Consider the following 12,226-nt stretch of genomic DNA (forward strand, 5'->3'; position numbering starts at 1 on the left):
GAATCACCATGTCAACTGCACACACGCTGAATCTCGACTCATTACAACAACAAGTCCTACTGCCCGGGACCAAAGGATTAGCACTAAAGAGCGCATTGCAACAACAAGATATTCCAAAACAAAATTGGAATGTCTTAAACGCAGATACTAGTTTTCCAGTTGCGGTACTAAAGCAAACGGCCTTACAACATAATCTGGCGTGGATGAAACAATTCTGCACGCGTATGCAAGTCGTATTAGCACCGCATGGAAAAACCACCATGTCACCACAGCTATTTGATATGCAATTACAAAATGGCGCGTGGGGAATTACGCTAGCAACTGTGAATCAAACCTTGATCGCGCATCGCTTTGGGGTGAAGCGTGTCTTATTGGCGAACCAATTAATTAGTCGCAGCGACACGCAAGCCGTACTGGCATTGATGCAAGCAGATCCAAGCTTTGAATTCTTTGCGCTAACCGACTCACTTGATGGCGTCGAACGCATCGCCACACAAGTACAACAATCCGGAATCACGCGTCGCTTGCCGCTGTTGGTTGAACTTGGTTTTGCCGGTGGACGCACAGGTTGCCGCAGTCAAGCTGATGCTTTGGCTGTGGCACGTGCGATTCATCAAAGTCCTTACTTGCAATTAGCCGGAATTGAAGGCTATGAAGGCCTACTAGTAGGCAAACATCGTGATCAAGACTTGCTCGCTGTCCGCGCATTTATCAATGATTTGGTCGCACTCACACAGCAAGCCGATGCCGAAGGCTTATTTGGCGGTGAGCACATTTTGCTATCCGCTGGTGGCTCGGCATATTTTGATTTGGTCGGGCGCGGCTTTGAAACCAAGCTGCAACTTTCACGCCCTGTGACAGCGATCTTAAGAAGTGGCTGCTACATTACCCATGATCATGGTTTCTACCATCACTTACTGCATGAGATGCAAGCACGAGAAAGCACTGTTGACGAAGATAATTTGCGCCCAGCCTTAGAGGTCTGGAGCATGGTGCAATCTCGACCAGAACCTGATCTGGCGATTTTGACGATGGGCAAGCGCGATGCCTCTTATGACATCGATTTACCATTTCCAGTGCAAACGCACCGACCAGGCAAGACATCGGCTTCGATCGATTTACCGGCTGGCTGCAAGATAGAAAAAATGAATGACCAACACGCCTATTTGCGCTTACCGAAAGACAGCGCTATCTGCGAAACACTGCAAGTCGGTGATCTAGTCGCCTGTGGCATTTCCCATCCGTGTACAACTTTTGATAAATGGCCCTTAATTTTAGTCGTCGACGATGAGTATCAAGTGCAATCGGCGATCAATACTTTCTTCTGATATGGGGAGCGGGTCAAGCCCGAACGACAAAGTCATGCAAACAGTCACCTACGACATCATCATCCGCAATGCAGACGTCATTGATGGCAGTGGCACTGCGCCTTACCGTGCTGACATCGGCATTGCCGATCAAAAGATCGTCGCGATTGCACCCGCACTCAGTTTGCAAGGATATGAAATTCTAGACGCCACTGGCTTAGTGGTTGCCCCAGGCTTTATTGATGTGCACACCCACGATGATAGAGAAGTCATCGATGCGCCAGCGATGTTACCCAAACTCACACAAGGCGTAACGACCGTCATTACGGGCAATTGCGGCATCAGCCTATCGCCGTGGCTCGCCGACAAAATACCACCAGCACCGCTGAGCTTAATCGGCACACAAAAAGACTACCGCTACGCCAGCGTTCAAGACTACGCCAAAGCGGTGAAACAAGCACAGCCCGCAGTGAATATTGGCATGCTGATTGGCCACTCAACTTTGCGTGTGAATGCCGTTGCTGATTTACAGCGCTGCGCGACAGAAGATGAAATCAAAGTCATGCAAGACTTGTTAGCCGAAGGCATGCATGCAGGTGCATTGGGCTTTAGTTCTGGTCTCTTTTATCAACCCAGCAAAGCCGCCGACAATGCCGAAGTCATCGCTTTAGCCAAAATTAGTGCCGCTGCTGGTGGCGTTTATACCTCGCATATTCGCGATGAATACAATGGCGTACTCGATGCCTTAGCCGAAGCATGTGACGCGGGCAAAGAAGCGCAATTACCTGTCATCCTCTCACATCACAAATGCGCAGGCCCCGCCAACTGGGGGCGCACCGCAGAAACCTTAGCTTACGTGACCGAGCGCCGCAAAACGCAGGCTGTCGGACTCGACGCCTACCCTTACACCGCAGGCTCCACCGTCCTCGATCCCGATTATGTCGATGGCGTCATCCGCATCATGATTAGCTTCTCGCAACCACATCCAGAAATGCAAGGACGCGACCTGGCCGACATCGCAGCAGAATGGCAAGTCGATCAAAAAACAGCAGCGCGACGCTTGCATCCAGCTGGGGCTGTGTATTTTCAAATGCGTGAAGACGATGTGGAAAGGGTCTTGAGCTATCCACACACCATGATAGGTTCAGATGGATTACCACACGACAGCCATCCACACCCACGCTTATGGGGCGCATTTCCCCGCGTATTAGGACACTACAGCCGCGACAAAAAATTATTCACTTTGACTGAAGCAGTACGTCGCATGACGACGCTATCCGCCGATTATTTTGGGCTAAAGCAACGCGGGCGTATTGCCCTTAATTGCTGGGCGGATTTAGTCGTTTTTGATCCAGCAAACATCTCAGATCAAGCGACATTTGCATCGCCAAAACAAGCAGCAACGGGCATACATTGGGTAATCGTCAATGGTGAAATTGCATTGGCAAATGCGAAGCCAACTGCGAACCGGGCTGGTCGTTTTTTAGATAGACAAAGTGAACGCTATCCTACGTAAGTGGAAATAGCACGCGCAGCGCACGAACTTCAAAGAGGCTTTACTTAACGCTCATCTTTACGACTTCGAATTTTTCGTTGTACGTTTCGATAGATAGAAGAACGCAAAACCCGATGCCACACTAACGATCCCGATTCCCAATCCACGCCAAAGCCGTTGAATAAAATCGAAATTATTGGGATTGAGTAGTGCAAAAATCAAAAAGACAGATAAGGGTAGGATCACTGACAAAGCCCAATAGCCTCGTTTAAGCAGCCAAGGCAGCAAAGACATTGACAATAGAAAGAGCACCAAAGTCTGCGCAGGTAAAAAAAGTGTTTTATCCATCTTGCTCGCCAATATCGTTAATCAGAATTCAACCCAGAATTTCCATTAGGATTTGAGATGATGGTGGATGCACTTTTCGAGGCAGTTTTTACGTGAATGAGGCGAAAATAGCTAGCTATTTTCAACGAAGAGCGAAAAAAATGACCGAAAATGCGCCGCCAGCGCTCAAATAGCGTCGAAGACGCGCCTAATGGAAAATCTGGGTTCAGTAACCATAGCTGAATTTTAATCGGATGAATAGTCATCGCGCCGAAATCAATCATGCCACCAAAGCTTTTTCTTTGTCCTTCGCAGCATGACTATTTGCGGCGGAGTTCGCTGCGGTACGAACTTCCAATGCAAGTCCATCCTTCAGCATCACGACACGCTCAGCAGCGTTGAATGTTTCTGGAAGGTGCGCGACCAATTTGGACCAAACGTGGAGTTCAGGGGCGCACCGCCGATAGGCGGAGCGTCCCCTGCAACGAAAGGTTAGGAGTCTTTCTTCCGGTGAAAATAGTTAATGAATGACGCAGCCATTTCATTGATTAGCAGTGCCTCATTTTCTGTGACGTCCGAAGGAGTCGCGCTTCCGTGCCCAACGTTTGGTGTGCGATTTCGATATATGTAGAACTGGTGCAGGGACTCTATGATGTTCGCGTCGGCGAGCTTCTTATTCTTAATTTCTTTGATGGCATCACCCAACGTGGCAGCCGAAATACCCTTTTCGCTAAGCCACTCCTTTAGATAGCCCTCAATCGCCTTCATCGAGTTGGAAACTGACGTTTCAATATCGATATGCTTCGGATCAGCGAGCGCAGCCTTGGCGCCTGCAATAAGAGCAGAGATTACTGGATAGCTCTTTGTTGCGGCTTCTGTGTCCGACATTTCCGCAATTACTGCGTCGTACTTCACCTCTACTTTCCAAGTTCCGTTGCTGTCGTCTTTGACAATTTCGTATCCAACGTTGTGGTAGGCAAAGAGCTTGTTAATCTGCTTCGATGAAACAAATCGCTGGTTCACCACCTCTTCAATGATGCTCAGCACCTCATGCCATTGCGCACTCCGAAGAAGCTCGATCAGAAGATCGCTGCTGTAGCCCTCATGGATGTCGTCCTCTCCGTATAAGGCTACGTGATCCTTGTTTATCGAAACGGACAAGTTTCTATAGAGCGCGTACTCACGAAGGACGGAGATTTCTCCCTCCTCAAGTTTTTCGTAGAACAACTTGAGAAGATCGTATCGGAAGGCGGATGGAACGTACTTGTATCGAAGCTCACACGGCTCGTAGTCGAGCTTGTTTCGGCGCGTAAAGTTGAGCAGCATCGTAACGTAAGACTCCTAACGCAGAGATGAAGGGATCGCCTTCATGGATATAATAAAACCGATGATATCATTTGCGATTCCCTATCGATCGTCAAGTTAGGCTAGTGTGTTTCATTTAAATTGAAAAACTATACTGCAACTGTCGCACCCTGTATTGCAACGCATGCATTATTTCACCCAGCTTCCAATAAAAATGAGGGCAGGAAAAGCGGCCACCAAGCCAATGGCGAAAATCAACGAAAGCCTTATCTTTCGCGACAATTCTTCTGACTTCTCGACAAGAATTGGGTCGATAGAGTCTAGGTAATCCTTCTTCAACAGTCGCCACCACAGCTCGCGCTCAAATGCATTGTTACCACCATCATCAACACTGCGTTGATCGTGAAGCTCCTTGACGCGAGCTGTCGCGTTCGCTACATATTCGCAATACGATCGGAATTGAAAATGTATCGGGAGCGAGAACGCAGCATACGCAACTAACAATGCAACAAAGATAAGTACCGCAATCAAAGTCATAAATTCCTTTCTTGCGATGTAGTTCAAGCGCAAAGAGTGGCTAACTTGTTTTCCGCGACAGTTTGTCGAATAAAACCGACGCAGTTCGCATAAATTTTTTAAAAATATTCTTAAAACCGTTTTGCAGTAAGGCTCTTCGTAGATATACTGTATATTTAATCAGTATTAAATTTTCTATGAAAACCGACACTGCAATCCCTTTGCATTCTACCAAGCTTCTGGATCGAGTCAAGGAAGCAATTCGGTATAAACACTATAGCGCCAGCACCGAACAAGTGTATGTGTATTGGTGTCGTTCCTATATTCGATTTCATCGATTGAGGCACCCAAAAGATATGGGTGCGTCAGAGGTGGCGGCCTTTCTTAGCTATCTCGCCAATGAGAAAGCCGTTTCGGCATCGACGCATAAGCAAGCACTCGCCGCACTGCTATTTTTATACAAACATGTTCTCCGAATTGATCTGCCTTGGCTCACTGAGATTGGTAAACCTCGTAGCAGTCATCGCTTGCCGGTCGTGCTGTCCACGGAAGATATCAGTACATTGTTTGCTCATTTGTCTGACGTGCATTTGTTATTAGCGAAGCTGTTATACGGTACAGGGATGAGGCTCAATGAGGCGACTTGTTGACTCGTTTGGTGCAAATACCCATTACCCAGCACAAGCCAACCAAGCCTCTACCTTAGGCCGTATCGCTCGCTCCAATGTCGCACCTTTTGTAAAGGTACCAAGTTCTCCTTGACGAGCGAGTATGCCAACATAGGATTTGCTTCTATCCCAAAATGGATAAGCACCATATGCGCCCGGGCTGGAAATACGTGTCGCTGGTGCGCAATTGAAGCTTGTGCTTTGACATTCATGCCAGTAGCCGAAACCGTAATGCCATACCTCTCCCAATGCCGCAGCAGGTGAGTAAACCAACTTTGCCGTCGTGGTGCGATCTGCCAGTAGCTGTGACATTGAAGTCGCGTTGAGCAGGCGTCCTTTTTTTAGCGCAGAGAGAAAATCTAGATATTCTTCTCCTGTCCAATGCATGCCGCCCGCTAGGCGTGGATTGTTTAATGAGGGTAAGTCATAACTCGCATTTTTGAATAATCCTGTCTGTTGTTTAAACTCGCTGAAAATTTCTTGCCACGAAGGCACACCGCGCGCTTTGATCGCCATTAAACCAGCCACTTGCAAATGCGTGCTGGCGTAATAGAATTCACTGCCTGGAGTGATTTGATTGCTCGCGTTAGCGTTGGCGATGGTGTTGACGCAAGATTCAAAATTGATGAATCCGGCGTTCACACATAAAGGTTCTTCGGTTAAACCAGAAGTGAAACTCAACAAGTTTGCTAAGTTCATCGTTGCTAATGGTGAACTTGCCGCAATTGGCCAAGTGGCGATGCGGTCTTGCGGCTTATCTTCCAATTTAAGATAGCCTTGTTCCACTAAACGCAAAATAATCACAGCACTCACCAATTTGGAAGTCGATGCTGATTCATAAGAAGTTTGCATCCGAGAACTTCCGCGTTGATATACATAGCGACGACCATCATCCCGCTCGACACCAAATGAAAAATCCGTATCTGTCACCAATTGAGCAAATTGACTATTCATCTCCGATTCTAGTTGTGTGACTGAACAACTATTGCCCGGTGTCGTGGATGTAGTGGGTGTGCTTACCGCCGCTGAATTACTGCTTGCACTTCCACCGCCGCAAGCAGTACAGAGCAACAAGGCAATGACAGCTGTGAGCTGATTCGATCTAAATGACTCGCAAACAAATGGCAATCTCGACATACATCACCCCAAAAAAAAGAAACAAAAGAAACGATAGCGATAAACTTAAGTGGTATATCGTCAGCTTAAATCGGGTACATCTTTGTTAAGACGCTTTTTACAAAAAATTACAGGACAAAACAGTTTCTTACCAAGATCAAACCAAGTGTTGTCTGGCGAGCTACTTTCACGCCCGAAATAGAAAAATTGCGGTATTCTCGAATTGATCTAGCAAATTATTTAGCTTGAGATTTTATGCAAATTATTTTGTACGAATCTCTCTGGCCAATTTAGAAATTCCAAAATATTACTGCGCAAAGTCATCTGCCACTTTCACTTACAGGATATGTCATGGCATTCAAAAAACACTTGCAACTAACAAGTTTGAGCATCGCCCTACTCTCGGTCTTCGTGGCAGGTACACCAAATCTCAGCATCGCTGCACAAGCCCAATCATCAGCAAACATCGCGGTGAGCAATGTACAAACGAAGAAACAACTGGATCAATTAGCAGACACGTTCTACGAATCGCGCGCAAAATTTGATCCACTGTTGTATGCCAGCATTAATGGGGACAACCGTTACGACAATCAATTAGCAATCAGTATCGCGCCGCAAAATCGCGCAAAGCAGTTTGCGCTGATGCACAAAATGCAAGCACAACTCAAACGCATTTCAAGAGCACAACTCAATGAAAAAGATCAGCTCAATTTTGATTTGCTTGCCTATGAATTAGACAGTGCATTGCACCTCGAACACTTCCCCGAACATTTACTGCCCATCAATCAAATGGACAATGTGCCAAGTACTTTGGCTAATTTTGCTGGTGGTGATGGTTCGCAGCCCTTGAAGACAGTGCCACAGTATTATGCCTATTTGGCTCGTTTGAATGTATTACCTGCTTGGGTAGAACAAGCCATTAAAAATATGCGCGAAGGTATACAAAAAGGCATCGTTCAACCAAAAGCCATTACCTTAGCGATGCTGCCACAGTTCAAGGCGCTGCCAAATGCCAATGCAGAAGCGAGTATTTTTTATACGCCCATCAAAAATATGCCGGCACATTTTTCTGCTGCGGATAAGCAAAAACTGAGCAAAGCGTATAGCCAAACCATACGCACCAAGCTGACACCCGCCTTACAAAGATTAGTGCATTTTTTAGAGACCGATTATTTGGCAGCAGGACGCGACACCAGTGGCTACAGTGCTTTGCCAAATGGCGCGGCTTGGTACCAAATGCGGATTAAAAATAACACCACCACCGATCTAACACCAGATCAAATCCATGCACTTGGTTTACAAGAAGTCACTCGTATTCAACAACAATGGGCAGAACTCGGTCCCAAACTAGGTTACACCGGCGCAGCGATTGATTTGCCGCAATGGGTTAGTGCACAAGACAAGTTTAAGTCGTTTCAAACTGATACTGAAATTTTGGACGCTTATCGCGCAATCGACGCACAAGTGCAAAAGAAGTTACCAAGCTTATTTAGCTTACTTCCCAAAGGCAAAATGGAGTTACAGTTAGAACCGGAGTTGAGCCGTGCCACTGCGTCGGATCACTATACGCCACCATCTGCCGATGGTTCGCATCCTGGCATCTTCTGGCCTGTGGTCAACGATCCGAAAAAATATAGCCGCGTAGGTATGGTGACTTTGTTTTTACATGAAGGCCAACCTGGTCATCATTTACATGCGGCTTTGTTGAAAGAAATCGATTTACCAAAATTCCGAAAATTCAATACCGAAAATCTCAACAGTGCTGCATTCACAGAAGGTTGGGCACTGTACGCAGAAACGCTGGGTCATGAGTTAGGCTTTTATGACAATCCTGAATCGTATTTTGGTCATCTCAATGACGAACTCATGCGTGCGGTGCGCTTAGTAGTGGATACAGGACTACACGCCAAGGGCTGGACGCGTGAAGCAGCAATCGACTATATGCAAAAAAACCTCGGCTACACCGAAGCCAAAGCTAAAAATCAAATCGAGCGATATATGGTTTTACCAGGACAAGCACTCAGCTATAAAATCGGTGCACGCAAAATACTAGAATTACGCGCACGCGCGCAACAAGCGCTTGGCCCTAATTTTAGCCTACAGAAGTTCCATGAAATTGTGATTGGTGATGGGACTTTGCCGATGCCTATTCTAGAAGCACAAGTAGAAAAGTGGATAGCAAAAAACAAACCACAATAAAACGCCAAACCTGATTCAATACAATTTAACAAGATTAAACACTTTATAAATACAGTCTTGTATGTATTAAGACATTGAATCAGGTATTCTTACAAAACTGGTCAGAATATTCGATATGCAATAAAGTCGCCAAACATTTATCTCACAACAGGCGTCTGCACAAGACTAGCACACTTTGCTCGCGTACTAATTGTGCAGAGGTCTCAACATGCCGCATTGCGAAAATGAAAGTGTATGAAGCAATTGCTAAAGTACCTATTATTTTTTTGTTTGCCATGTCTGCAGCTTAGCGCTGCTGCGGCTGAGCTCAAGATCGCTTTTGCCACTGATAGACCGCCTTATTGCTTTCGCCGAGATAATCTTGATCAAGGTATCGAAATCGATTTACTACGCCAGATCATGGGGCAATATGGTCACACTATTAAAGTCAGCACGATTCCCAAGGTTCGTTTGATCAAAGCGGTTAAAGAAAAAGAAGTCGATGCGGCAGCAACGGTACAGGACGATAGAGACCCTAGCCTTTACTTCTCTGATCCTTATTTAGAATTTCAAAATGTGGTTATTAGCAAAAGCAAACAGGCAATTGAACTTAAAAGTCTGCAGGATCTGTCACGCTTTAGTTTCATTATTTGGCAAGATGGCTGGAAGAATCTTGGGCCCGAGTTTGAAGCAACGTATCGACCTGATGCCAACGGTAGATTTCCCAAAAATTATCACCAAGCTTTCAATCAGCTTAGTCAAAACAAAATGTTTTGGGCGGACCGCGTGCAATTAATTATTATCGACAAAACGATCTTTCAACATCATCAACACTTGCTGGCAAAAGAATTTGATACATCAGAAGCACTCACCTACCACGACTTAATCAAGTCAAAAACCTCTTATGCCGTGGTATTTCAACAAGCAGAATTGCGTCAGCAATTTAATGAAGGTTTAAAAAAGATTCGAGCTAATGGGATCTATCAGAAAATTATCGATAGCTATAAATAATTACCAATAACGATAAATTATTCCATCCCAAGAAATCGTGCTTTTAAAACAAAAACGCATTACTTAATACCGCGTTTCCTGCACTCCAGTCGCTAAAACCTGCCGTTTATCCCAAAGTAATTGCAAAGTACCCGCAAGAATTGCAAACTTCACTTGACGCAATTGTACGGACTAGCCAAGTCAACTTGTACATATTGTTTCAACCTCCCTTTTCAGTCATCTCGAGCCCTCTTGAGATGACTTTTTTTTGCCTATTTTTCTCTGCTTTCGCATTGAAACTCGCATCGAAACTCGCAGTGAAATTCACCTTCAGATTTAATTGCTCAGGCAACTCGTCGCAATTTAAGCTCGAATCAAGTTCATCAAGATCCAATTCAGACTATACTTTTCTATAAGTACAGCGCAGTTAGCTCAACCGAGAAGTCTCTCGACTATGGCATGCATACAAATTAATTATTTCAAACGATGGCGAACTTATCAGCAAGTGATATTGCTGTGTATTGCGCTGATTGGCCCGAGCTTGATCTGGACAGCACAAGCCACACAATCGCAGAAACTGCCTTTACTCATTCGCGAACTTCGAAATGAACGCGGGGAAATCGTCCCGATTAAAGACGATATTCGCCAACTTATACTTTTTTTCGAGCGCGAGGCAAATGTCAATTTTCAAGTGGAATATTTTCCTATGGCGCGTTTGCTCAATCACGTCAACAATGGCTATGGCATCGCGTTTGGTTTATCAAAAAATAGTGAGCGACTGCAGACAATGCAGTTTTCTGATTTTATCTATGCCAATTTTGTCTGGCTAGTTACTTCCAGTAAGCAAGAATTTCAGTTCGAGAAAATTGATGACTTAAAAGGAAAAACTGTCGGTGTGATTCGTGGTGTTAGCTATGGTGATGAGTTTGATAGCAATAAGAATCGGTTATTCAAAGTCGAAGAAGACACCGCCTCACACGTAGCGCGTTTAAAAAAACTGGCAATGCAACGCATGGATGTGATGCTGTTTGGCGCTAGAGAGAGTGATCCGCGTGAAGTCGAGAGTCTATTGAGGCATATGCAGAACACCGACAAATCGCATGTATTAAATACAGAGGAAAGCAAGTTCACTGTGTTAGCAAAACCTTTGCGGGTTGACGAATTGCATTTCGCCGCAGGCTTGCACAAACACGATGCGATTATCAAACGTCTCAACGTGGCGATTATGCGCGGCAAAAAGAATGGTGAAATTTCGCGGATACTCAACAAACCCAAATAAGCAATTTGCTTTGCGTCTTGCCTAGCGCTTTTGCTTCAAGAAACGCACCAACATATCACCAAAATCAGCAATGTTCTTATTGGAGATAATTTCTAAAGTATCTTTTGGTGTATGCCACTCGGCAAGGTTGGTCCAGTCAATGATATGAAGAAATGGCAATCCCATTTGCGCAAACGGAATATGATCATCTTCAATCGCAATATTCGCCGTGCTTATTTTTGTATTCGTTTTTTGCCCAAGTAATTTTTGCGCTAACTGCGGATTAGAGCCATTCGTGATAAAAAGTTGTTGATTCTTATGGCCTATCATATCCAGAATCAATACTGCCTTGATCGGCAAATTCTGATACGTTACCCCTTCAAATTGCTTACTCAAACTCGCTGCAAACGCGCGTGAACCATGCGTATTGTCGGTAATTCCCAATAATCGGTCAGCATCACTCCATTCAGGCAAAGTCGCTTCTTCACCATCAAAGAAAGTTAAAGCAATACTGCAATCTAAGAATCGACCACTTTCTTTACCCGCTGGCTTGCTGCTTTCTTGACGACGAATTATCTGAACTACCCGAGCCAGCTCTTGCATCGCTGCGGTTGAAGAACCGCCATCATTCGCGCCAACAAATGCAAAGTCTTTATAAAACTTGGTGTCGTAATGACCACCAATTAATACCATGCATCGCTCGCTACCTTTTGAGATAGCGATGATATTTTCTCCTTCAACCTCTTTAATCGGCGCCGCTTTTTTATCTTGCCCACCTAATTGATGATGCGCCAAATTCGGAATCTTGGTTTTGAACTTTTGACTTTGTACTTGCCAGCCATGCTTGCTCAAACCGGCTTTAATCTCTTGCGCCAATTTCTTTTGTTCAGCACTCGCCATCGGATGCGGTGCTTTGGTAAAGCGCTTCATCGCTGCGTCGATATGACTTACTTGAAACTCAGTACTTTGTGCGCTATCCGTAGCCCCTGCCACGGCACTATGAGTCAGGCCGAGCGCGAATACACTCAACAACAAAGTCTTCAACAATCTCGACATACCTACTCCT

Annotated in this window: 12 protein-coding genes; 6 read left to right on the forward strand and 6 right to left on the reverse strand. The window is 45.4% G+C overall.

Annotated features, from left to right (window positions below; translation table 11 throughout):
- Nucleotides 1–8: 8 nt before the first annotated feature.
- Together IE103_RS09990 and IE103_RS09995 are read left to right on the forward strand one after the other, a co-directional pair.
- Nucleotides 9–1,328: an amino acid deaminase gene (locus IE103_RS09990; protein WP_189345972.1), complete on the forward strand. Its 1,320-nt coding sequence runs from the start codon at nt 9–11 to the stop codon at nt 1,326–1,328.
- 34 nt (nt 1,329–1,362) lie between these two features.
- On the forward strand, nt 1,363–2,823 hold the full coding sequence (locus tag IE103_RS09995) for an N-acyl-D-amino-acid deacylase family protein (RefSeq protein ID WP_189345973.1): 1,461 nt from the start codon (nt 1,363–1,365) through the stop codon (nt 2,821–2,823).
- Nucleotides 2,824–2,880: 57 nt separating this feature from the next.
- Here the strand turns inward: IE103_RS09995 and IE103_RS10000 are convergent, their stop codons facing one another.
- The 4 genes from IE103_RS10000 to IE103_RS10015 form a co-directional block, all read right to left on the reverse strand.
- Entirely contained in the window at nt 2,881–3,150 is a 270-nt protein-coding gene (locus IE103_RS10000) for an FUSC family protein (RefSeq protein ID WP_189345974.1), read from the reverse strand.
- A 259-nt stretch (nt 3,151–3,409) separates the two neighbouring features.
- Nucleotides 3,410–3,556, reverse strand: a complete 147-nt coding sequence (locus IE103_RS10005) for a hypothetical protein (RefSeq protein WP_189345975.1) — start codon at nt 3,554–3,556, stop codon at nt 3,410–3,412.
- A 65-nt stretch (nt 3,557–3,621) separates the two neighbouring features.
- Nucleotides 3,622–4,455: a hypothetical protein gene (locus tag IE103_RS10010; RefSeq protein WP_189345976.1), complete on the reverse strand. Its 834-nt coding sequence runs from the start codon at nt 4,453–4,455 to the stop codon at nt 3,622–3,624.
- Nucleotides 4,456–4,623: 168 nt separating this feature from the next.
- Nucleotides 4,624–4,971 (reverse strand): hypothetical protein, encoded by a 348-nt coding sequence (locus IE103_RS10015; RefSeq protein WP_189345977.1) that lies wholly within the window; start codon nt 4,969–4,971, stop codon nt 4,624–4,626.
- A gap of 176 nt (nt 4,972–5,147) precedes the next feature.
- On the opposite strand from IE103_RS10015, the gene IE103_RS10020 reads away from it, so the two are divergent.
- Nucleotides 5,148–5,600, forward strand: a complete 453-nt coding sequence (locus IE103_RS10020) for a phage integrase N-terminal SAM-like domain-containing protein (protein WP_189345978.1) — start codon at nt 5,148–5,150, stop codon at nt 5,598–5,600.
- Nucleotides 5,601–5,621: 21 nt separating this feature from the next.
- Here the strand turns inward: IE103_RS10020 and IE103_RS10025 are convergent, their stop codons facing one another.
- Nucleotides 5,622–6,755: a serine hydrolase gene (locus IE103_RS10025; RefSeq protein ID WP_229827214.1), complete on the reverse strand. Its 1,134-nt coding sequence runs from the start codon at nt 6,753–6,755 to the stop codon at nt 5,622–5,624.
- Between the two features lie 330 nt (nt 6,756–7,085).
- On the opposite strand from IE103_RS10025, the gene IE103_RS10030 reads away from it, so the two are divergent.
- The 3 genes from IE103_RS10030 to IE103_RS10040 all read left to right on the forward strand — a co-directional run bounded on the left by IE103_RS10030 (nt 7,086) and on the right by IE103_RS10040 (nt 11,181).
- Entirely contained in the window at nt 7,086–8,933 is a 1,848-nt protein-coding gene (locus tag IE103_RS10030) for a DUF885 domain-containing protein (protein WP_189345979.1), read from the forward strand.
- Nucleotides 8,934–9,167: 234 nt separating this feature from the next.
- Nucleotides 9,168–9,923: a substrate-binding periplasmic protein gene (locus IE103_RS10035; RefSeq protein ID WP_189345980.1), complete on the forward strand. Its 756-nt coding sequence runs from the start codon at nt 9,168–9,170 to the stop codon at nt 9,921–9,923.
- A 433-nt stretch (nt 9,924–10,356) separates the two neighbouring features.
- Complete coding sequence (locus tag IE103_RS10040; RefSeq protein WP_189345981.1) at nt 10,357–11,181, forward strand: substrate-binding periplasmic protein; 825 nt, start codon at nt 10,357–10,359, stop codon at nt 11,179–11,181.
- A 21-nt stretch (nt 11,182–11,202) separates the two neighbouring features.
- Here IE103_RS10040 and IE103_RS10045 read toward each other — a convergent pair whose 3' ends face one another.
- Complete coding sequence (locus tag IE103_RS10045; protein ID WP_189345982.1) at nt 11,203–12,216, reverse strand: M28 family peptidase; 1,014 nt, start codon at nt 12,214–12,216, stop codon at nt 11,203–11,205.
- Nucleotides 12,217–12,226 lie beyond the last annotated feature (10 nt).

The sequence above is a fragment of the Affinundibacterium macrobrachii genome (assembly GCF_014652415.1).
GTDB classification, from domain to species: Bacteria; Pseudomonadota; Gammaproteobacteria; order Burkholderiales; family Burkholderiaceae_D; genus Undibacterium; species Undibacterium macrobrachii.